At 44.4% G+C, this 20,666-nt stretch carries 34 protein-coding genes; 2 read left to right on the top strand and 32 right to left on the bottom strand.

Annotated elements, in window-relative coordinates:
• Window positions 1-414: 414 nt before the first annotated feature.
• Window positions 415-636, bottom strand: a complete 222-nt coding sequence (locus J0K78_RS17565) for a hypothetical protein (RefSeq protein ID WP_160916759.1) — start codon at window positions 634-636, stop codon at window positions 415-417.
• A 118-nt stretch (window positions 637-754) separates the two neighbouring features.
• Here J0K78_RS17565 and pdaB point away from each other — a divergent pair, with 118 nt between their 5' ends.
• Entirely contained in the window at window positions 755-1,513 is a 759-nt protein-coding gene (gene pdaB, locus J0K78_RS17560) for a polysaccharide deacetylase family sporulation protein PdaB (RefSeq protein WP_206948254.1), read from the top strand.
• A 46-nt stretch (window positions 1,514-1,559) separates the two neighbouring features.
• On the opposite strand, the gene J0K78_RS17555 is transcribed toward pdaB, so the two are convergent.
• Complete coding sequence (locus J0K78_RS17555; protein ID WP_206948253.1) at window positions 1,560-2,159, bottom strand: KinB-signaling pathway activation protein; 600 nt, start codon at window positions 2,157-2,159, stop codon at window positions 1,560-1,562.
• A 140-nt stretch (window positions 2,160-2,299) separates the two neighbouring features.
• On the opposite strand from J0K78_RS17555, the gene gerD reads away from it, so the two are divergent.
• Entirely contained in the window at window positions 2,300-2,953 is a 654-nt protein-coding gene (gene gerD / locus J0K78_RS17550; protein WP_206948252.1) for a spore germination lipoprotein GerD, read from the top strand.
• Between the two features lie 47 nt (window positions 2,954-3,000).
• Here the strand turns inward: gerD and J0K78_RS17545 are convergent, their stop codons facing one another.
• From J0K78_RS17545 to rpsQ, 30 genes are all read right to left on the bottom strand, one after another.
• Window positions 3,001-4,053 carry an Mrp/NBP35 family ATP-binding protein gene (locus J0K78_RS17545; protein ID WP_206948251.1) on the bottom strand — a complete coding sequence of 351 codons (1,053 nt, stop codon included), beginning with the start codon at window positions 4,051-4,053 and terminating at the stop codon, window positions 3,001-3,003.
• Window positions 4,054-4,133: 80 nt separating this feature from the next.
• The gene (cwlD, locus tag J0K78_RS17540) at window positions 4,134-4,859 is read right to left on the bottom strand and encodes an N-acetylmuramoyl-L-alanine amidase CwlD (protein WP_206948250.1); all 726 of its coding nucleotides are present in this window, start codon (window positions 4,857-4,859) and stop codon (window positions 4,134-4,136) included.
• 122 nt (window positions 4,860-4,981) lie between these two features.
• Entirely contained in the window at window positions 4,982-5,830 is an 849-nt protein-coding gene (locus tag J0K78_RS17535) for a VOC family protein (protein ID WP_206948249.1), read from the bottom strand.
• A 173-nt stretch (window positions 5,831-6,003) separates the two neighbouring features.
• On the bottom strand, window positions 6,004-6,396 hold the full coding sequence (rpsI, locus tag J0K78_RS17530) for a 30S ribosomal protein S9 (protein WP_075038155.1): 393 nt from the start codon (window positions 6,394-6,396) through the stop codon (window positions 6,004-6,006).
• A gap of 18 nt (window positions 6,397-6,414) precedes the next feature.
• Window positions 6,415-6,852: a 50S ribosomal protein L13 gene (gene rplM, locus J0K78_RS17525; RefSeq protein WP_146818442.1), complete on the bottom strand. Its 438-nt coding sequence runs from the start codon at window positions 6,850-6,852 to the stop codon at window positions 6,415-6,417.
• Between the two features lie 214 nt (window positions 6,853-7,066).
• The gene (gene truA / locus J0K78_RS17520; RefSeq protein WP_206948248.1) at window positions 7,067-7,807 is read right to left on the bottom strand and encodes a tRNA pseudouridine(38-40) synthase TruA; all 741 of its coding nucleotides are present in this window, start codon (window positions 7,805-7,807) and stop codon (window positions 7,067-7,069) included.
• A 16-nt stretch (window positions 7,808-7,823) separates the two neighbouring features.
• Complete coding sequence (locus tag J0K78_RS17515) at window positions 7,824-8,621, bottom strand: energy-coupling factor transporter transmembrane component T family protein (protein WP_115894998.1); 798 nt, start codon at window positions 8,619-8,621, stop codon at window positions 7,824-7,826.
• Window positions 8,614-9,486: an energy-coupling factor ABC transporter ATP-binding protein gene (locus J0K78_RS17510; protein ID WP_206948247.1), complete on the bottom strand. Its 873-nt coding sequence runs from the start codon at window positions 9,484-9,486 to the stop codon at window positions 8,614-8,616. Before J0K78_RS17510 ends, J0K78_RS17515 begins: the two co-directional genes overlap by 8 nt.
• A complete protein-coding gene (locus tag J0K78_RS17505) occupies window positions 9,462-10,301 on the bottom strand; it encodes an energy-coupling factor ABC transporter ATP-binding protein (protein WP_206948246.1) in 840 nt (279 codons plus the stop codon). Before J0K78_RS17505 ends, J0K78_RS17510 begins: the two co-directional genes overlap by 25 nt.
• 189 nt (window positions 10,302-10,490) lie before the next feature.
• A complete protein-coding gene (gene rplQ, locus J0K78_RS17500; protein ID WP_160916742.1) occupies window positions 10,491-10,850 on the bottom strand; it encodes a 50S ribosomal protein L17 in 360 nt (119 codons plus the stop codon).
• A 45-nt stretch (window positions 10,851-10,895) separates the two neighbouring features.
• On the bottom strand, window positions 10,896-11,840 hold the full coding sequence (locus J0K78_RS17495) for a DNA-directed RNA polymerase subunit alpha (RefSeq protein WP_089654419.1): 945 nt from the start codon (window positions 11,838-11,840) through the stop codon (window positions 10,896-10,898).
• A 180-nt stretch (window positions 11,841-12,020) separates the two neighbouring features.
• On the bottom strand, window positions 12,021-12,416 hold the full coding sequence (gene rpsK, locus J0K78_RS17490; RefSeq protein WP_146818455.1) for a 30S ribosomal protein S11: 396 nt from the start codon (window positions 12,414-12,416) through the stop codon (window positions 12,021-12,023).
• Window positions 12,417-12,446: 30 nt separating this feature from the next.
• Window positions 12,447-12,812: a 30S ribosomal protein S13 gene (gene rpsM, locus J0K78_RS17485; RefSeq protein ID WP_160916740.1), complete on the bottom strand. Its 366-nt coding sequence runs from the start codon at window positions 12,810-12,812 to the stop codon at window positions 12,447-12,449.
• Between the two features lie 24 nt (window positions 12,813-12,836).
• Window positions 12,837-12,950 carry a 50S ribosomal protein L36 gene (gene rpmJ, locus J0K78_RS17480; protein ID WP_002509257.1) on the bottom strand — a complete coding sequence of 38 codons (114 nt, stop codon included), beginning with the start codon at window positions 12,948-12,950 and terminating at the stop codon, window positions 12,837-12,839.
• A 28-nt stretch (window positions 12,951-12,978) separates the two neighbouring features.
• The gene (gene infA / locus J0K78_RS17475) at window positions 12,979-13,197 is read right to left on the bottom strand and encodes a translation initiation factor IF-1 (RefSeq protein WP_008636026.1); all 219 of its coding nucleotides are present in this window, start codon (window positions 13,195-13,197) and stop codon (window positions 12,979-12,981) included.
• Window positions 13,175-13,510, bottom strand: coding sequence for a KOW domain-containing RNA-binding protein (locus J0K78_RS17470; protein WP_035511657.1), 336 nt, complete (start codon window positions 13,508-13,510; stop codon window positions 13,175-13,177). The genes infA and J0K78_RS17470 overlap by 23 nt, the downstream gene beginning before the upstream one ends.
• Window positions 13,511-13,526: 16 nt before the next feature.
• Window positions 13,527-14,273 carry a type I methionyl aminopeptidase gene (map, locus tag J0K78_RS17465; protein WP_160916738.1) on the bottom strand — a complete coding sequence of 249 codons (747 nt, stop codon included), beginning with the start codon at window positions 14,271-14,273 and terminating at the stop codon, window positions 13,527-13,529.
• Window positions 14,270-14,923 (bottom strand): adenylate kinase, encoded by a 654-nt coding sequence (locus J0K78_RS17460; RefSeq protein ID WP_115895002.1) that lies wholly within the window; start codon window positions 14,921-14,923, stop codon window positions 14,270-14,272. The genes map and J0K78_RS17460 overlap by 4 nt, the downstream gene beginning before the upstream one ends.
• Before the next feature lie 43 nt (window positions 14,924-14,966).
• Window positions 14,967-16,259 (bottom strand): preprotein translocase subunit SecY, encoded by a 1,293-nt coding sequence (gene secY, locus J0K78_RS17455; RefSeq protein WP_115895003.1) that lies wholly within the window; start codon window positions 16,257-16,259, stop codon window positions 14,967-14,969.
• Window positions 16,259-16,699 carry a 50S ribosomal protein L15 gene (rplO, locus tag J0K78_RS17450; protein ID WP_206948245.1) on the bottom strand — a complete coding sequence of 147 codons (441 nt, stop codon included), beginning with the start codon at window positions 16,697-16,699 and terminating at the stop codon, window positions 16,259-16,261. The genes secY and rplO overlap by 1 nt, the downstream gene beginning before the upstream one ends.
• Before the next feature lie 30 nt (window positions 16,700-16,729).
• Window positions 16,730-16,912, bottom strand: coding sequence for a 50S ribosomal protein L30 (gene rpmD / locus J0K78_RS17445; RefSeq protein ID WP_089654426.1), 183 nt, complete (start codon window positions 16,910-16,912; stop codon window positions 16,730-16,732).
• Between the two features lie 18 nt (window positions 16,913-16,930).
• Window positions 16,931-17,425, bottom strand: coding sequence for a 30S ribosomal protein S5 (gene rpsE / locus J0K78_RS17440; RefSeq protein ID WP_326315280.1), 495 nt, complete (start codon window positions 17,423-17,425; stop codon window positions 16,931-16,933).
• Between the two features lie 23 nt (window positions 17,426-17,448).
• Window positions 17,449-17,811, bottom strand: coding sequence for a 50S ribosomal protein L18 (rplR, locus tag J0K78_RS17435; protein ID WP_115895005.1), 363 nt, complete (start codon window positions 17,809-17,811; stop codon window positions 17,449-17,451).
• 35 nt (window positions 17,812-17,846) lie between these two features.
• The gene (rplF, locus tag J0K78_RS17430) at window positions 17,847-18,383 is read right to left on the bottom strand and encodes a 50S ribosomal protein L6 (protein ID WP_089654428.1); all 537 of its coding nucleotides are present in this window, start codon (window positions 18,381-18,383) and stop codon (window positions 17,847-17,849) included.
• 30 nt (window positions 18,384-18,413) lie between these two features.
• The gene (gene rpsH / locus J0K78_RS17425; RefSeq protein ID WP_089654429.1) at window positions 18,414-18,812 is read right to left on the bottom strand and encodes a 30S ribosomal protein S8; all 399 of its coding nucleotides are present in this window, start codon (window positions 18,810-18,812) and stop codon (window positions 18,414-18,416) included.
• 30 nt (window positions 18,813-18,842) lie between these two features.
• Window positions 18,843-19,028 carry a type Z 30S ribosomal protein S14 gene (locus J0K78_RS17420; protein WP_035511674.1) on the bottom strand — a complete coding sequence of 62 codons (186 nt, stop codon included), beginning with the start codon at window positions 19,026-19,028 and terminating at the stop codon, window positions 18,843-18,845.
• Window positions 19,029-19,054: 26 nt separating this feature from the next.
• A complete protein-coding gene (gene rplE, locus J0K78_RS17415) occupies window positions 19,055-19,594 on the bottom strand; it encodes a 50S ribosomal protein L5 (RefSeq protein ID WP_115895006.1) in 540 nt (179 codons plus the stop codon).
• A gap of 26 nt (window positions 19,595-19,620) precedes the next feature.
• A complete protein-coding gene (rplX, locus tag J0K78_RS17410; protein WP_035511676.1) occupies window positions 19,621-19,932 on the bottom strand; it encodes a 50S ribosomal protein L24 in 312 nt (103 codons plus the stop codon).
• Window positions 19,933-19,972: 40 nt separating this feature from the next.
• Complete coding sequence (gene rplN, locus J0K78_RS17405) at window positions 19,973-20,341, bottom strand: 50S ribosomal protein L14 (RefSeq protein ID WP_035511677.1); 369 nt, start codon at window positions 20,339-20,341, stop codon at window positions 19,973-19,975.
• A gap of 42 nt (window positions 20,342-20,383) precedes the next feature.
• Window positions 20,384-20,647 (bottom strand): 30S ribosomal protein S17, encoded by a 264-nt coding sequence (rpsQ, locus tag J0K78_RS17400; RefSeq protein ID WP_035511679.1) that lies wholly within the window; start codon window positions 20,645-20,647, stop codon window positions 20,384-20,386.
• Window positions 20,648-20,666 lie beyond the last annotated feature (19 nt).

The following is a 20,666-nucleotide window of genomic DNA, read 5'->3' as shown; positions in this document are numbered from 1 at the left end:
TAAAGAAGAAATGTTTTGACGTACTGGTTGGTTCGTTCAGTTTTCAAAGATCAAATGTTTTGCTTGCCGCTTCGTCAGCGACTTAATTAGTTTATCACTTTCAGTTGTTTGTGTCAACAACTTTTTTCGTGATTTTTTCGGTGTCGTTTTGGCGACAAGTAATAATTTATCATGTCTGCTCTGCAGTGTCAACAACTTTTTTCAAAAGAAAATCGTTTGTTTTTGCTGCGTTATTTGTTTTCCGACAACGTTTAATAATATATCACAGACTAAAAAAGAAAAGCAATGCTTTTTTTGAAATTCATTATAAAAAGTTGTTTCAATGAGTACACATCCATATGAAAAGCCCTGATCTACATTCAGGGCTTAGTTGTGACCTTTAGCATTATGGATAAGCTGGAATTGATTATAGCATTAATTCTGTTTCTTCTTCCTGGGCATATACTGTAAACATTCTTCTCTGGTTGCAAACCTGCGGAAAATCTGAAAAAGAACGTCATACCTTTCTTCCATCGCTCTTTTCAGTCCTTGGTCAATTCTGTGGTCTCCGAGGTCAAACGTGATTTCTTCCATCTCTCTCTTCAACAAATATTCAATTTCACGACGTTCCTGTTCGCTAATCATTAAACCATGCACCTTAAAGGACCTCCCTTTAACAACTCTCTATATTTTTACCCTAAATCTTGTGTTTTTAGCATAGGTTGTCCTTTTTTTCATATGTATAGAACATATTGGAAGGAAGGTGAATCGTGCAATGAGTTTCTACACTTGGAAAGCTGAGCGGATGAAACGCTATGGAGTGGTGGTGGCTTTGGCATTTTTTTGCGCCCTCTTTTTATGGATTGGACAGTGGAGTCAACTCCCCGTCTTTTCAAATGAAGGTGAGCCCCGTGCTTTGACTCAAGGAAGCGATAAAAATTCGAACGTTGCACTGACATTTAATATAAGCTGGGGAACAGAAAAGGTTCATGACGTGTTGAAGCAGTTGGAAGCCAACAAAGCCCAGGCAACTTTTTTCGTTAGTGGGGAATGGGCAGAACGTCACCCCGATATTATTAAAGCTATTCATGAAGGAAAACACGAAATCGGGATGATGGGATATAAATACGAAAGTTACCTTGAAAGAAAACCCGCCCAAGTGCAACAGGACATGAATCAAGCGAAAGAAGCTTTTGAAAAACTGGGCTTTGAAGAGATCAAATGGATCCGTCCGCCCCATGGTCACATGGATAAAGAGGTTTTGAAGTTGATCGAAAATGAGGGAATGCAAGCGGTGCAATGGAGCATCAACCCAAGAGACTGGGAAAACCCAGGCACAAACACCATCATTGATACCGTTCTGAATGAAGGTTCAGAAGGAGATATCATCTTGATGCATGCATCTGACTCCGTAAAACAAACAGCGAAAGCACTTGAAGTCATCCTGCCCGGTTTAAAACAAAAAGGACTGAAATTCGTAAGCATTACTGAACTGGTGAGTGGGACAGAATCAGAAACCACTCAAATTGAATAGCCCGATAAAAAAACAACCACCGCTCTTTCTATGCGGTGGTTGTTTTTCAGGCAGCTTTTTCAGGGGTTTTTGTTATACGGTGGAGCAAAATGAGTTGATATGCATTACAGATGAACAAAGGAATAATCATCAGCCACACATAATCGCTGCCTTGCGCTCTCAAAGCAGGGACCCATTCTACACTCGTAACAACAACCATAAAAAACAAGGCAGGAATAAATGCATGCCACTTCGTTTCTTTTGCTTTTACATAAGCAACGATAATGGAAAGTCCTAGAAGACCTAAGGCTGTCCACAAAAACGGCCAGATGGATGCATCTTCTGCTGCCTGATATCTAAAATACACAAGGTCAAAGAGTGTAAAAGCAATCAGGAAAAGTTGGACCGGCGTCCATAATGAACGGAAAATGCCCTTTCCAAACTGATTGACTGTCAGGTAGGCGAAGAAGCCCATTTGACTAATGATGCTGAATATAAATCCAAGTCCCGCAAAAAATAACAATAAGCCAAAGAGCTCGAAGAGTTGGAACGGCTTAAGCACTTCAGTATAAGAATCATATTTGAAAATAAAACTGATGACCAGTGTCGTCAAACCACCGATCCATAAGGTCGTTAAAAACAACCTTACCCATTTACGACTATTCACGGAAGTTCCCCCTATTATCCAAAAGACTTTTCCACCGTATTTTACCACGAAGTCGAGCTTTTTTCCTCCAGTCTTCGTATAATTTCTGTCGAATCGCAGATAGTAAACGTAAGGAGAACTTAAGAAAGGGGACATGCAAAATGTCCAAACTCCGATTCTTATGTCCCGTCCTGATCCTTGTACTCCTGGCTGCTTGCAGCGGGGCATCAAGCGCAAGTGAACAGACGGATTATGATACAACGAAGAAGATGATCGTTGATATTCTGAAATCGGACGACGGGAAAAAAGCGATGACTGAAGTACTTTCTGATGAGAAAATGCAGCAACAGATGGCCCTGGAGTCAGAAGTTGTATCGCAGGCTGTCCAACAGACACTAGTATCTGAAGAAGGAAAAGCTTTTTGGAGTAAATTGTTCTCCGATCCAAAATTCGTCCAAGAGTTCAGTAAAGTCCTTGAAGATCAGCAGAAAAAGCTGATGAAAGGACTAATGAAAGATGCTGAGTATCAAAAATTGATGATTGAGCTTTATAAAAACCCTGAAATGATGAAGGAAATGGTTACCGTCATGGAAGGGCAGCAATTCCGTTCACATCTGCAGAAAACCATTGAAGAAACATTGAACAGCCCTGTTTTCCAAGCGAAAATGAGTGAAACCTTATTGAAAGCAGCGGAAAAAATGCAGAGTGGTGGCGGTGGGAAATCCGATTCCTCCGGTCAAGGTGGAGAAAGCAGTAGTGAAGAACAATCCGGCAGTGGTGGCGGCGGTGAAGGTGAAAAAAGTCAGCAAGGCTAGCCACAAGTCAAAAAAACACGCACTTCTTAAAGAAGTGCGTGTTTTTATTAATACTTATCAATTACTTTCGCAGCCATATTACGGTAAATGACACCGATTGGATGATCTGCCTGATAGACAGATGGTGCGAAAACATCCTCTTCCTCGTACGGCTGTTGAAGTGGCACGTGTCCAAGGACGCCTGTTTGAAGAGTTTCAGCGAGCTTCACGCCGCCACCTCTACCGAAGACGAACTCTTTGTTGCCTGTCTCTTTACTCTCGAAATAAGCCATATTTTCAACGACACCTAGGATTTCATGTTCCGTTTTCAGAGCCATTTGCCCTGCACGTGCAGCTACAAAAGCAGCTGTCGGGTGCGGAGTCGTAACGATGATCTCTTTAGAAGACGGCAGCATAGAGTGTACATCCAATGCCACATCTCCTGTTCCTGGCGGCAAGTCAAGAAGAAGGTAATCGAGGTCGCCCCATTCCACTTCTTTAAAAAAGCTCGTCAACATTTTACCGAGCATGGGTCCGCGCCAGATAATCGGGGAGTTATCTTCTACAAAGAAGCCCATCGATACAAGCTTAACTCCGAAACGTTCTACAGGAATAATCTTTTCGCCGCGAACGACCGGGCGTTCTTCCACACCCATCATATCCGGTACACTGAAACCATAGATATCCGCGTCAATAATTCCAACTTTCTTACCAAGGCGGGTTAAAGCCACAGCAAGGTTAACCGTAACCGTGGACTTCCCTACACCACCCTTACCACTGGCAATGGAGATAAACTTCGTCCCGGTATTTCCACCTAGAAGAGAAGCTTCCTGTTCCTGCTCCGCTTCTGGCTGGAATCTTTGAATCACATCATCCGGGAGCTGGTCGAAACGCAGGCCGACCGTTGCGGCTCCCCCACTTTTCAGTTCATTAACAATTTTCTGCTGCAATTCCATCTGTTCAGCGGTATTTGTCTTTCCGATCAATATCTTAACGCTGACATGATTTTTTTCTTCCTTAATTTTTATCTCTTCAACTCCACCTGTTTCTTCCAACGTTTTATGTAAAAACGGGTCTTCGATCGAATGGAGGATTTCTAGTACTTTTCCTTCTGTCAACAAGCCGTTCACCATCCTTAGAAATATGTTTCACTATGGCTAGTATAACATATATGAAACGCTTTCTAAGTGATTTGCTTCAATCAATCTTCTGATGGCAGCTCTCTTTCTGTCACATACCGGAGCACTCCCTGATAGATGGATGCTGACATTTTCCTTTGGTAATCATTATCCTTTAACAATTCTCGTTCCCCTGGGTTTGATAAAAACCCGGCTTCCACTAAGACACCTGGAGCTTTCGCGTGTTTAAGGATATAGATACTGGACAAGCCAAAAGCTCCACGATCCGTATTCCCTATGTTCTCCTTGATTTCGGATTGAATAAACTTGGCCAACGTTTTGCTTTCCTCATTTTTTGGATAGTAAAAAGTCTGGGCGCCGCTCCATTTTTCAGAAGGAATGGCATTCAAGTGTATACTGATGTATAAATCCGCTTCTTTTTCTTCAATGTACTGAACCCTGTTCCTGACATCTTCCGCCTGCCTGCGCCGAGCTTTTTCCGCTTCATCTGATGCAAGGTCATTGTCATCATCACGGGTTAGGTACACGAGTGCTCCCGCTTGCTGCAAATAATCACGAAGGTACTCAGCCATTTGCAGCGTAATGACTTTCTCTTCCGTACCATCTTTGCCAGAAGCACCAGCATCAGGTCCCCCATGCCCAGGATCCAATACAATCACTTTCCCGGACAGTGGAGATGACCATACTGTCCAAGCGTCCTTTGCTTCCTGAATCGGATAGGAAACAGCGCACACCAATACAATGATCCCTACTAACCATAGAAATGTTTTCAACCTAGGATTTCGCATGCCTCACACTCCCTTATACTCCTCCATTTCACTATATGGGACAGGATGGACAAATATGTGAAAGCATAAGGAAGCTTTTTAGCAGGGAATCATAACACTCTATTTTCGTTTTGGTTTAAAATTTAAACAGCTAACCGTATGCGGTTCTTTGATGGGTCTATGGTGTAGATCACTCCATCTTCTTCATCGACAGAAGCTCCCATTTGCCGGATTCTATGGATCGCTTCTTCCCTGGAGTGGTTCTGAGGAAAATGAATATCAAACCATTTCAACCCTGCTTCCTCCTTATCTGGAGACGGGGCATCGGTACCCTTCCATGTGTTGAGGCCGATGTGGTGATGATAGTTAGCCGATGAAATAAACAAGGCTTCATCACCGAGCCGGCCCACTACATCGAACCCTAAGCCATCACAATAGAATTGTTTCGCTTTTTCAAGATCAGAGACATGGAGATGAACATGCCCCATGACCGTCCGGTCCGGCAGCCCCATCCACCCGGGGTTCGTTTCAAAACGGAACAACTCCTCAAAGTCCAATGGGTCAACTGTCATCTTCACCTCACTTCCGGACCATTTCCATAAGGAAGAGGGTCGGTCAATATACACCTCAATACCATTTCCATCAGGATCAGAAAAGTAAATCGCTTCACTAACGAGGTGATCGGCTGAAGCCACCTGTACGTTGTTCTTAATCAAGTGTTTGACCAAATCGGCGAGATCTGACTTTTCTGGCAAAAGCAGAGCAAAGTGATACAGTCCTGTCGCTTTTCTATTAGGTGGTCTAACATCTTGATCCTCCTCAAGGACAAGAAGCGGCTTTTCTCCCCCTGCACTTAAGTGAACGGCTTTACTGGACCGTTCCCATATTTGAAAACCAATGATGTTTGTATAAAACTCCAACGAACGCTTCAGATCCATGACTCTTAAAGTGACCAGATTAACATGGATGTTTTCTTTTTCATGAAAAAGCATGTGAACCACTCCATTCGTATATCTTTTCCCTCAGTATATCTGAATAAGAATTTCACATATATTCATATGCTTTCAAGTATGTCTGGCACGTCATTTAAGACCTCACCGAAACAAATAAACATAAAAAAAGACTCCCAACCGAGTCGGTTGAGAGTCTTTTGTATAAGCATTGATTAACGCTTGGAGAATTGTGGAGCGCGACGAGCACCTTTAAGACCGTATTTCTTACGCTCTTTCATACGTGCGTCACGAGTCAATAGACCAGCGCGCTTCAATGGTGTACGGTATTCAGGATCCGCTTGTAACAATGCACGAGCGATTCCGTGACGGATTGCACCAGCTTGTCCTGTGAATCCACCGCCATCTACGTTTACATAAACGTCATAGTTACCTTCTGTTTCTGTAACAGCTAGAGGCTGTTTCAGAATCATACGAAGCGTTTCATATGGGAAAAAGTCTTCAGCATCACGTTTGTTTACTACTACACGACCAGTTCCTGGAACAAGACGTACACGAGCTGTTGAGCTCTTACGACGACCAGTACCTGAGTATTGTACTTGTGCCACTAAGATTACCTCCTTTGATTATCCGCGAAGTTCGTAAACTTCTGGTTTTTGTGCTTCATGCTTGTGGTCCGCACCAGCGTAAACATGAAGTTTCTTGCCCATCTTACGTCCAAGACTTCCTTTTGGAAGCATCCCTTTAACAGCAAGCTCTAGCATTTGCTCAGGGTATTTCGTACGCATTTCGTTAGCCGTACGGGATTTCAAACCACCTACGTGGTTAGAGTGACGATAATAGATCTTATCGTTGATTTTGTTACCTGTAAGTTGGATCTCACCAGCATTGATGATGATGACGTGGTCACCAGTGTCAACGTGTGGTGTGTATGTTGGTTTATTTTTACCGCGAAGGATCGCAGCAACTTCGCTCGCTAAACGGCCGAGTGTTTGCCCTGCAGCATCCACAACATACCATTTACGTTCAACGTTGTTTTCATTTGCCATGAAAGTTGTGCGCATATCGGTTTCCCTCCTGAAATGTTTGATTTCTCATAGACTTCGTTACTACTTTATCATTTATCTCAAATACGATTAGTTTTCCGGGGCTAACCGTGGTACAGAAATAAAATGCCATAGAATATAATATAACACCTTGTAACTATATGTCAAGGGCATGCACACCTGGATTCGTTGTTTTTTTAAAAGAGTGCCTCAATTTCCGGGGCGAACCCATCTAATAAAACACTTCCCATAAAAACAAGCCTTGCGGGGGTGCCGTCTTCCCTGCTTCGTTACGGTTTTTTGCTTCGATGATCCTCTTTACATCTTCAGGGTCACGTTCGTTCCTTCCAATTTCCAAAAGCGTGCCGACAAGAATCCGAACCATGTTATAGAGAAAGCCTGAGCCACGGAAGACAAAAACCATGTCATTTCCCTCTTTGGTTATCTCTGCTTTATAAATCGTCCGAACCTTGGCCCCTTTGATGTCTGTCTTCGGTGAACAAAAAGAGGTGAAATCATGCTCTCCCTCAAGATGCCGGCACGCTTCTCTCATCCGGTTGATGTCAAGTTCTGCGCGTACGTGGTGAGTATAATGACGGCGGAAGAGGTCCGGCTCATGAGCCTGATGGACATAATAGCGGTACTCTTTTCCCTTGGCATCATACCTTGCATGGAATTCTTCCGTTGCTTGCTCAGCAGAAACGACTTGAATATCATCCGGTAGAAGCGAGCCCAAGGCTCTTTTCCAATTCGCCATAGGAATATGAAGGGGAGTATCAAAATGGATCACCTGACCGACCGCGTGAACACGGGCATCCGTACGTCCGGAAGCGACCACTTTCACCTGATCTCCTTTGTGCATTTTCCTTAATGCTTTTTCAAGCTCAGCCTGAATGGTATTCCCATTAGGCTGAACCTGATAGCCAGCGTAATTCGTCCCATCATAACAGATGACCATACGAATTCTTTTCATAAAACGTTCCTCCCCGTCAGCTTCTCGTCATGAATAGGGCGATGACTAATAGAGCGAACAGGACATACAAAGAAATATCAAGCTTTGATATCCTCAGCTCCCTGAGTTTTGTACGCCCTTCCCCTCCTTGATAGCCACGCGCTTCCATCGCCATAGCGAGCTCTTCTGCGCGTTTGAACGCACTGACGAACAAAGGGACTAGAAGAGGTACAATCGCCTTCACACGGTCCTTTAACGCCCCTGTGCGGAAATCTACACCTCGGGAGGCCTGGGCTTTGGAAATTTTCTCTGTCTCCTGCATCAGTGTCGGAATGAAGCGGAGGGAGATCGACATCATCAGTGCCAGTTCATGGACAGGGAACTTCACTTTTTTCAGTGGACCCAACAGCTCCTCGATGGCATCTGTAATTTCAATCGGCGTTGTTGTCAACGTAAGCAGCGAGGTCACAAGAATGAGGAGAAAGAACCGTAATGAAATGGCTCCCCCCTGGACAAGACCTTCTCTGTATACATCCCAGCCCAATATAGAAAACACGACGTCCCCCTCCCTCGTGACAATCAAATGGAGAAGGAACGTAAACACAATAAGGAACCATACCGGTTTCAAACCTTTCATAATGTAACGGAAGGGGACCCGGGATAGCAAGGCACTGCCAACAGCAAAAAGAGCAAGTACCCCGTAGCTCATAACAGAGTTAGCAAAAAATACGATCACAACAAAAAAGAAGATGATAGCGATTTTCGAACGAGGGTCAAGGCGATGGATCACGGAATCTGTCGGAATATATTGGCCGATAATTAAAGAACTACTCATGATCGCTGCCCCCTCTCACTTTGCGGGCTAATTCTTTTGCTAACTCAGCTATGGTCTGCCCTTTATACTCAAGTTCAATCCCATACTCTTTCTCAGCCTTGCTCAAGAAGGAGATAACTTCCGGAACATCCAACTGGACGCGCTCAAGGTCTTCCTTCTGTTGAAAAATCTCCAATGGAGTCCCTTCTTTGTAAAGTTCCCCATGGTTCAAGATCAAAATATAATCGGCATAAGCAAGCGCATCTTCCATACTGTGAGTGACTAAGATTGTCGTCAGTTCCTTTTCACGATGAAGGTCGTAAAACATATCCATCACTTCTCTTTGACCGCTGGGATCAAGTCCTGCCGTTGGTTCATCTAAAACAAGGACCTTAGGATCCATGGCAAGTACCCCGGATATAGCTACACGACGCATCTGCCCACCACTCAAGTCGAATGGTGAACGATCGAGCAGTTCTTCAGGAAGCTTCGTTGCTTGAACCGCAGCTTTTGTCCGTCGCTCAATTTCTTCCTGGGGGACACCAAAATTCTGCGGCCCGAAAGCAATGTCCTTGGCCACTGTTTCTTCAAACAATTGGTGTTCAGGATATTGGAATACAACACCGACTTTCTCACGTAACTCTCTTAAGTGCTTGTTTTTCACACCGGCTTCAATGGTGAAGTTACCCACCTGTATTTTTCCTTCTGTTGGCTGCAGCAGTCCGTTCAAGTGCTGAATCAGCGTCGACTTCCCTGACCCAGTATGACCAATGACAGCTACAAAGGATCCAGATTCAATCGAGAAGGTCATATCATTCAGTGCTTTGTGTTCGAATGGACTATTCGGTTGATAGGTATAGCTTACATGGTCAAACGAGATGTGCATAAGTCCTCCAACAACTCCTGGTGATTGAGTGGCTCACGAGATAGGCTTAAACCTTCTGCTTTGAGGTGATCAGCCATTTTACTTACAAACGGAGTATCCAAGCCAATTTCAGTCAACTGTTCTTTTCTAGAGAATACGTCACGCGGCGTCCCTTCCATCCAGACTTCTCCACCATTCATGACAATCACTCTTGAAGCCAATGTCACTTCTTGAAGGTCATGGGTAATGGTCACTAATGAAAGGTCTCTTTCCTGCTGGACGTCGCTTACGGTCTGCATGATTTCTTTTCTTCCTTTTGGATCCAGCATAGCGGTTGCTTCATCAAGAATGATAAATTCAGGGGACACAGCAAGGACGCTGGCGATGGCCACGCGCTGTTTTTGGCCTCCTGATAATCGATGGGGTTCATGCGTCTCGTATCCTTCCATACGGACAGAGTTCAGACTTTCTTGAATCCGCTCAAGCATAAGGTCACGAGGCATACCGTGGTTTTCCATACCGAAGGCTACATCATCCCTTACGGTAGTCCCAACAAACTGGTTATCCGGATTTTGAAAAACCATCCCCACCTGTTTTCTGACTTCCCATACCGTCTCAGGAGTCACTTTCATTCCATCGACGATAATTTCCCCTTCCTGAGGGAACAAAAGCCCATTCATTAATTTAGCAATTGTCGATTTGCCTGAACCATTATGACCGATGATGGCCACCCATTCATCCGGGCCTATGGTGAAGCTCACGTCCTTTAACACCCAGGGCATGTCTTCCTGGTATTTAAAGGACACATGACGAAACTCGACTTGTCTCTCTCCCATCTGTGTTCCTCCTCTGCTCAACTGACTATTTCCCAGGAAATATGACACCATTTCCTATCAACCGAAGGGTGGCTCATCTAAATGTCGACGCCACCCTAACGGTATTTCCTTCCATTTGGATATAAAAAAAGGGCTGGATGTAACCTCGCGATGAGATTCAGTCCTGCCCTTTTACCCTCATGGTATTCATTAAACTAGTTCAATGATCGCCATTTTCGCTCCATCACCTTTACGCTCGCCTAGCTTAAGCACGCGAGTGTAACCACCTTGACGGTCTTCATAGCGTGGGCCGATGTCAGAGAATAGCTTTTGCAAAGCTGTTTGCTCCCCATCTTCGTCGGCTTGCGCATTGTAAAGGAATGATTCAGCTTGACGACGGGCATGTAGATCGCCGCGTTTCCCTAGTGTAATCATTTTTTCTACAACAGATTTAAGCTCTTTCGCTTTAGCTTCTGTTGTTTCCAAACGTTCGTGAATGATCAAGTCTGTCGCTAAGTTACGAAGTAGCGCCATACGCTGATCCGTTGTACGTCCTAGTTTTCTAGCCATTGATAATCCCTCCCTTATCTGAATCTCTTAGATGTGTTCTATCAATCAATCGTCTTTTCTTAGACCTAATCCAAGTTCGTCCAACTTGTGCTTCACTTCTTCAAGTGACTTGCGACCAAGGTTACGTACCTTCATCATGTCTTCTTCAGACTTATTCGCAAGTTCCTGCACTGTGTTGATACCAGCGCGTTTCAAGCAGTTGTAGGAACGGACAGATAGATCAAGTTCTTCGATCGTCATTTCAAGAACTTTTTCTTTTTGGTCCTCTTCTTTTTCAACCATGATTTCAGCTTTTTGAGCTTCATCAGTAAGGCCTACAAAGATATTGAGGTGTTCCATATAGATTTTAGCCCCAAGAGAGATCGCTTCTTCCGGACGAATGCTACCATCCGTCCATACATCTAACGTCAACTTATCAAAGTTAGATGTTTGACCGATTCTAGTGTTCTCTACTTGATACGTTACACGGGATACAGGCGTAAAAATAGAGTCAACTGGAATAACGCCAATTGGTTGATCCTCATGGTTGTTTCCTTCAGCCGGACGATATCCTCGGCCGCGTTCTGCTGTAATACGTGCACGGAAGCTGGAGTTGCTATCTAATGTTGCGATGTGAAGATCTGGATTAAGAACTTCTACATCACTGTCGTGCGTAATGTCAGCCGCTGTAACTTTTCCTTCACCCTGTACATCAATCTCCAAAGTCTTCTCTTCGTCGGAATACACCTTCAAAGCTAGTTTCTTCAGATTAAGAATGACTGTGGTTACGTCTTCGACGACACCTTCAATGGTTGAGAACTCATGAAGGACCCCGTCAATTTGAACTGATGTGACAGCAGAGCCGGGAAGTGAGGATAATAGGATACGACGCAAGGAGTTCCCTAGAGTTGTACCATACCCACGCTCAAGCGGTTCTACGACGAACTTACCAAAAGTAGACTCATCGCTGATCTCGACCGTTTCAATCTTTGGCTTTTCAATTTCGATCATTTACACTAAACCCTCCTTCAAAACGTCGAAACCCCGGTTAGACAATAGGTCTAACCGAAATTCCTCAGGTAGGCAGTCCCGATAAAAAGACAACTGCATATTTTCTCTGTCTACGACGGTGATGATATAAAAGCTATCATAACCCATTATAGACAGGGTGACAAATTCTATTCAGAACTATTATACGCGACGACGTTTTGGTGGGCGGCAACCATTGTGTGGAACTGGAGTTACGTCACGGATTGCCGTAATTTCAAGACCTGCTGCTTGTAGAGAACGGATCGCTGCTTCACGACCAGCACCAGGGCCTTTAACTGTTACTTCAAGAGTTTTCATACCGTTGTCCATAGCGTCTTTCGCTGCAGCTTCAGAAGCCATTTGAGCAGCGAATGGAGTAGATTTACGGGAACCTTTGAAACCAAGGGATCCGGCACTGCTCCATGCGATAACGTTACCTTGAACATCAGTGATCGTTACGATTGTGTTGTTGAAAGTAGAGCGGATGTGTGCCACACCGGTCTCTATATTCTTTTTCACGCGACGCTTACGACTACGAGTGTTTCCTTTACGTGCCATATAGTTAGCTTACCTCCTTTGTGATGCTTATTATTTACGTTTGTTAGCCACGGTACGACGTGGGCCTTTACGTGTACGAGAGTTGTTTTTTGTCTTCTGTCCGCGAAGTGGAAGTCCACGACGGTGACGGATTCCGCGATAAGAACCGATCTCGATCAAACGTTTGATGTTAAGAGAGTTCTCACGACGAAGGTCACCTTCCGTGTTGTGTTGTTCCACTGCTTTACGGATTTTACCTAGTTCGTCTTCTGTAAGGTCGCGAACGCGAGTATCTTCAGAAACGCCAGCTTCAGCTAGTACGTCTTTGGCAAGGGATTTACCGATACCATAAACGTAAGTTAGGGATACGACTACTCGCTTATCACGAGGAATATCTACACCTGCAATACGTGCCATAAGTTACGTGCACCTCCTTCAGTTTTAGCCTTGTTTTTGTTTATGCTTAGGGTTTTCACAGATAACCATGACTTTACCTTTACGTTTGATGACTTTGCATTTTTCGCAAATTGGTTTTACAGAAGGCCTTACCTTCATCATCCATACCTCCTTTAAGATCGGAGTTTTATTTATAACGGTACGTAATACGTCCTTTAGTTAAGTCATAAGGGGAAAGTTCTACCGTTACCTTGTCTCCTGGTAAGATTCGAATGAAGTGCATGCGAATTTTCCCGGAAACGTGCGCTAAAACGGAGTGACCGTTCTCGAGTTCAACCTTGAACTGAGCGTTCGGTAAGGTTTCAACGACGGTCCCTTCTACTTCAATTACATCGTCTTTCGCCATCGAGTTGATCTCCCTTCTTCAAATCAGTCACTGCTTCATTGACATATTTTGATACGGCAAATCGAAGCTTGCCATTTGTGACACGACCAGTTTCCAGAAGGCTGTCCTGGACTTCCGGAGAGATGAAATCCATAAGCTCAACATGTTGCAAATTCTTTTTCTTTGGTCGATCATACTTACGTTTCTCTCCGTCGGCAAGCAGCACAAAGCGGCCATCCAGTACATCGATTACTACCGCGTACTGTCCTGCCTCACGCCCCTGCACAATACGAACAATTTGACCTATTCGCGGACTCGACTCAGATTCGTTCAAAAACGATCACCTTCACTTAGGATTTTGTAAGGATTTCGTACCCTTCATCCGTAATTGCAATGGTGTGCTCAAAGTGAGCGCACCTTTTACCATCTTGAGTGACTACCGTCCAATGATCGCCGAGCGTCTTCACATAGCGAGAGCCAGCGTTCACCATCGGTTCTACAGCCAATACCATGCCAGGTTTGAGGCGTGGTCCTTTGTTTGGCGGGCCGTAATGAGGAATTTGAGGATCCTCATGAAGCTCCTGACCTACTCCGTGACCCACATACTCCCTCACAATCGAAAAGCCTTCAGGCTCAACGAAACTCTGGATCGCATGGGATATATTTGAAAGGCGTACACCTGGTTTTGCTTCATCAAGCCCTTTAAACAATGATTGCTCAGTAACTCTCAACAATTCCATGGTTTCATCATCGACGGTTCCGACCGGATACGTCCAGGCCGAGTCTCCGTGATAACCTTTATATTTGGCACCAATATCGATGCTGATGATATCACCTTCGTTCAACACCCTGTCTCCAGGGATACCATGAACGAGTTCTTCGTTGACAGATGCACAGATACTTCCACGGAATCCATTATAACCTTTAAAAGATGGGATTGCATCCATACTGCGTATGAATTCATCTGCAATCTTATCCAATTCCCCAGTTGTTATACCAGGTTGGATCTTTTGTTCCAACTTTTGGTGCGTCAAGGCGACGATCCGCCCTGCTTCACGCATAATATCTAATTCCCGTGAAGTCTTACAAATAATCATTCAGCTAGTTCTCCCAGCTTTTGATCGATGTCTTGGAATACTTCGTTGATATCTTTGTCACCTTCGAATGATACCAAGTAGCCTTTCTCTTGGTAGAAATCAAGCAGAGGTTGTGATTGCTCAACATTGACCTCCAGGCGCTTTCTTACGGTGTCAGGCTGATCGTCTTCGCGCTGAATCAACTCAGAGCCATCGTGATCACACTTGCCATCTTCTTTAGGCGGGTTGAAGACCACGTGATAGGTAGCACCGCACGTCGGGCAGATGCGTCGTCCAGTAAGACGCTCGATGAGTTGCTCCTTGGGAACATCGATATGAAGGACATAGTCCAATGACTCTTTCATATCAGTTAATAGGTTCTCAAGGGCTTCTGCTTGGGCGATTGTTCTCGGGAAACCATCTAAAAGGAATCCTTTTTGACAATCAGGTTTACTTAGACGCTCGCGAACGATTCCGATGGTCACTTCATCGGGAACCAATTCGCCTTTGTCCATATAGGATTTGGCTTCTTTGCCCAGTGCTGTTCCTTCTTTGATAGCTAATCGGAACATATCTCCAGTTGAGATATGAGGGATGTCATATTTTTCGACTATCTTCTCAGCCTGAGTACCTTTACCGGCACCAGGGAGACCCATCAGAATTAAATTCAACGTGTTCCCCTCGCTCTCATTTATTCATTAGCTTTGACACTAATTATTTAATGAATCCTTGATAGTGGCGTTTTACAAGCTGACTTTCCAGCTGCTTCATGATCTGAAGGGCAACCCCTACAACAATCAGCAGTCCGGTACCTCCGATTTGAATACTTGGTGGCAGCTGCGCGGCAGAGCCCAAGATGATCGGCAGGATAGAGACAGCTGCAAGGAAGATGGATCCTACGAATGTTAATCGGTACATCACACGAGTCAAGTACGTTTCCGTATTGGCTCCAGGACGTATCCCCGGGATATACCCGCCTTGCTTCTTCAAGTTTTCTGCCATTTGTTCCGGGTTGACCTGAACAAAAGTATAGAAATAAGTGAAGGCAATGATCAACGCAACATAGATAATCATTCCAGGCCAGTTTTGATAATCAAATATATATTGAATGACGGAGGCTACTTCGCTGTTCTCAAAAAGACCAGCGACGGTTCTTGGTGCGATAATGAAAGATATCGCAAAGATGACCGGAATGACTCCTGCAGCATTCACTTTTAGTGGTAAGTGAGTAGAATGCCCACCTACTGGCGAACGGTTAACCAAACGTTTTGCATATTGAATAGGAATCTTACGAAGGGCTTGTTGGATGAAGATGACTCCCACAACAACCGCAATAATAACAAGTACAATCAGAGCGATGATGACCAGGTTAATGAACAATTCTTCTCCAGCACCGGAAATGTATTGATCATATAACTGGTTGACACCGGTCGGGATTGCAGCAACGATCCCTGCAAAAATTAGAATGGAAATACCATTTCCAACGCCGTGTTCAGTGATTTGCTCACCAAGCCACATTAGAAACGCTGTACCGCCTGTCAAGACAAGAGCAATGATTAAGAATTTTGTAACCCCTGGGTCAGCGATCAATTGACCACCAGCCAGTGCATTAAAACCTATAGACATGCCGATGGCTTGAATGAAAGCGAGCACGATCGTTCCATAGCGGGTAAACTGAGCTAATTTTCGACGGCCGACTTCACCTTGCTTCTTCCATTCCGCAAACTTAGGAACGACGTCCATCTGCAACAATTGCATGATGATGGAGGCTGTAATGTAGGGCATGATCCCCATAGCGAAGATGGAGAAGTTTTGTAATGCCCCGCCTCCGAATGTGTTCAGGAAACCGAACGCATTCTGTTCATCCATGAAATTGATGGCTTCTCTATTTGTAAAAGGAACCGGGATGAATGTTCCCAGGCGAAAAACAATGAGCATCAACAAAGTGAAAATAATCTTCCGTCGAATATCACCCACGCGCATAAAATTGGAGATTGTCCGGAACATTAAATCACCTCAGTTTGACCGCCCGCTGCTTCAATTGCTTCTTTCGCGGAAGCAGAGAACTTGTGAGCTTTCACTGTAAGTTTCTTTTCGATTGAACCTTTAGCTAATACTTTGATTCCGGATTTTTGGTTGCTTACCACACCAGACTCAAGCAATAGCTCAGGAGTAACCTCTGTGCCTTCTTCGAAGCGATTCAGTGCATCAAGGTTGATAATCGCAAATTCCTTACGGTGAACGTTAGTGAAACCACGCTTAGGCAGGCGTTGGAAAAGTGGCATTTGACCACCCTCGAAACCTGGGCGAGTTTTGCTTCCTGAACGCTGGCCTTGACCTTTGTGACCACGGCCGGAAGTTTTACCGTTACCAGATGCCATACCACGACCTACGCGGTTACGTTCTTTACGAGTACCTTTAGCAGGTTTTAGTTCATGCAGTTTCATGCGTTGCACCTCCTTATATCTTTTGTAGAATTAAACTTCTTTAACCGAAACTAGGTGAGACACCTTATTAGCCATACCTCGGATCGCTGGGTTATCTTCAAGTACGACAGTTTGACGGATCTTGTTCAGACCTAGCGCCTTGACAGTAGAGCGCTGATCTTGCGGTCTACCAATAACACTGCGCGTGAGGGTAATTTCTAACTGTTTAGCCATTTTATTTCCCTCCTTATCCTACAGTTCTTCTACTGATTTACCACGAAGTTTAGCGACGTCTTCTGCACGCTTAAGCTCGCTAAGTCCAGTGATTGTAGCACGTACCATGTTGATTGGCGTGTTAGAACCAAGTGACTTAGATAGGATGTCTTGAACACCTGCAAGCTCAAGTACCGCACGGACAGGTCCACCAGCGATAACTCCGGTACCTTCTGCTGCTGGTTTCATAAGAATGTTACCTGCACCAAAACGTCCGTTGATTTCGTGTGGAATTGTCGTGTTCTTCACTGGTACTGTGATTAGATTTTTCTTAGCATCATCAATGGCTTTCTTGATCGCTTCCGGTACCTCTTGGGCTTTTCCTGTACCGAATCCGACATGACCATTTTTATCTCCAACTACAACCAATGCAGCAAAACGGAAACGACGTCCACCTTTAACTACCTTAGCTACACGGTTGATGGTAACTACGCGTTCTTCAAGATCAAGTTTGTTAGGATCGATGTTTGTAATCATTTATGTCCCTCCTTTAACTATTAAAATTCTAGGCCGGCTTCGCGAGCGGCTTCAGCTAGTGCTTTCACACGTCCATGATACAAGTAACCTCCACGGTCGAATACAACAACTTTAAAACCGTTGTCGATCGCACGCTTAGCCACTAATTCACCGACTTTTTGAGCAGCCTCGACATTGCCTGTAGCATCAAGGTTGAAGTCATTGTCGACAGTAGACGCACTGGCTACTGTTACTTGGCTTTCATCGTTGATTAGCTGAGCATAAATGTGTTTGTTAGAGCGATATACGTTCAAGCGTGGGCGTTCAGCGGTGCCAAAGACATTCTTACGAACGCGTGCATGACGCTTTTTACGTACGACATTTTTATCTGCCTTCGTGATCATCAGGGTCACTCCTTTCTATACGTTAGCTACGAGTCTTACTTAGCTGTTTTACCTTCTTTTCTGCGTACATATTCGCCTTCGTAGCGAATTCCTTTACCTTTGTAAGGCTCTGGAGGACGGATCGCACGGATTTTCGCAGCTACTGCACCAACAAGTTCTTTGTCGATTCCCTTAACTGTTACTTTCGTGTTGGATGGAACTTCGATTTCGATACCTTCGTGGTTATCGACTTCAACAGGGTGAGAGTAACCAGCGTTGATTACAACATTTTGACCCTGTTTCTGCGCACGGTAACCAACACCGATGATTTCAAGACTCTTTTCATAGCCTTTAGAAACACCTTCAACCATGTTACCGATCAGGCTGCGTGTAGTACCGTGAAGAGCACGGTGTTCTTTGTGATCGCTCGGACGAGCTACAGTAAGAACGTTGTCCTCAACTTTAACTGTGATGTCCTTGTGGAATGTACGAGTCAATTCCCCTTTAGGACCTTTAACTGTAATCGTGTTGTTATCCTGGATGATTTCTACACCTTCAGGAATTTCAAGTGATTTTAAACCTACGCGAGACATATGTTTGCACCTCCTGTCTGTTCTGTTTTTTTACCAGATGTAAGCTAGAACTTCGCCACCGATGGCTTGTTCACGAGCTTCTTTATCTGTCAATACACCTTTTGAAGTGGATACAACGGCTACACCTAGACCGTTAAGAACTTTCGGAAGTTCTTCAGCGTTAGCGTAAACACGTAGACCTGGCTTACTGATACGCTTCACACCAGTGATTACACGCTCGTTGTTTTGACCGTACTTAAGGAAGATGCGAAGAACTCCTTGCTTGTTGTCTTCTACAAATTCGTAGTCACGTACAAAACCTTCGCGCTTAAGAATATCAGCGATTTCTTTTTTAACGTTGGAAGCTGGAAGCTCAAGCTTCTCGTGACGCACCATGTTAGCGTTACGAATACGTGTCAGCATATCTGCAATTGGATCTGTCATTGTCATAACTCATTAACCTCCTTCCCTGTTTCGGGTTTACCAGCTGGCTTTTTTGACACCAGGGATTTGACCTTTATATGCAAGTTCACGGAAACAAATACGGCAAAGCTTAAACTTACGAAGTACGGAGTGCGGACGTCCGCAGCGTTCACAACGCGTGTATTCGCGCACTTGGTACTTCTGTTTACGCTGTTGCTTCGCGACCATTGATTTTTTAGCCACTATTTTCCCTCCTTATAGTTAGCTCATTATTTTTGGAACGGCATACCGAACTGAGCTAGAAGTTCACGTGCTTCTTCGTCAGAGTCAGCTGTAGTGACAATAACGATATCCATACCACGCACTTTGTTTACTTTATCGTAATCGATTTCTGGGAAAATCAATTGCTCTTTAACACCAAGTGTGTAGTTTCCACGACCGTCAAAAGCTTTCTTAGAAATACCACGGAAGTCACGCACACGTGGAAGAGATACAGCGATCAGCTTTTGGAGGAATTCGTACATGCGCTCTCCACGAAGTGTAACCTTCGCGCCGATTGGCATACCTTCACGTAGACGGAAACCTGCAATTGATTTCTTCGCTTTTGTGATAACTGGCTTCTGTCCAGTGATCAATGTTAGTTCTTCTACAGCTGTGTCAAGTGCTTTCGCGTTTTGAACAGCGTCACCTACACCCATGTTGACAACGATTTTCTCAACTTTTGGTGTTTGCATGATGGAATCATATTCAAATTTGTTCATCAAAGATGAGACAACTTCTTCTTGATATTGTTTCTTTAGTTCGTTCATCGTGTGGCCCTCCTTTCCTGTATGGCTTATTTATCTAGTGCTTCACCAGATTTTTTCGCGATACGAACTTTCTTCCCGTCCTCGACTTTGTAACCAACACGTGTCGGTTCACCAGTCTTAGGGTCGATCGGCATTACGTTGGATACGTGGATCGCAGCTTCTTGTGTTAGGATTCCACCTTGTGGATTCTCCTGAGAAGGCTTCGCGTGCTTTTTCACTTCGTTCACACCTTCAACAAGAACACGATCTTTCTTCGGATAAGCTTCAAGGATTGTTCCTTGTTTGCCCTTATCCTTACCAGTAATCACCATTACTTTATCACCTTTTTTTACGTGCATTCTTCGCGCACCTCCTTAACAAGGCATTTCATTCAGGCTTTTATAATACTTCTGGAGCTAGAGATACAATCTTCATGAATTTAGCATCACGAAGTTCACGAGCTACCGGTCCAAAGATACGAGTACCGCGTGGGCCTTTGTCATCACGCACGATTACTGCTGCGTTTTCATCAAAACGGATGTAAGAACCATCTTTACGGCGCACTCCACTCTTAGAACGTACGATAACAGCTTTTACAACTTCACCTTTTTTAACAACGCCTCCTGGTGTTGCCTGCTTCACAGTAGCAGTGATGATATCACCAATGTTAGCTGTTTTGCGGCCGGATCCACCCAATACTTTGATTGTCTGGATTTCGCGGGCACCAGAGTTGTCTGCAACTTTCAGACGAGATTCCTGTTGAATCATAACATGTAACCTCCCTTCGGATTAACTCCGAGCGAACTTTATTTAGATAATGACAGACTCTTCAACAACTTCTAGAAGACGGAAACGCTTAGAAGCAGACAATGGACGAGTTTCCATGATGCTTACGATGTCGCCGTTTTTCGCTTGGTTGTTTTCGTCATGAGCTTTGAACTTTTTGGAATACTTTACGCGCTTGCCGTAAAGTTTGTGGAACTTATAAGTTTCTACTAGTACGGTGATGGTCTTATCCATCTTGTCAGAAACGACACGGCCAGTATAAACTTTACGATTATTACGTTCAGTCATGTGAGGGTGACCTCCTCTC

The organism is Halobacillus sp. GSS1, from assembly GCF_017307035.1.
Classification (GTDB): domain Bacteria; phylum Bacillota; class Bacilli; order Bacillales; family Halobacillaceae; genus Halobacillus; species Halobacillus litoralis.
Note: the sequence above shows the minus strand (reverse complement) of the source record. Positions and strands in the feature narration are given on the sequence as shown.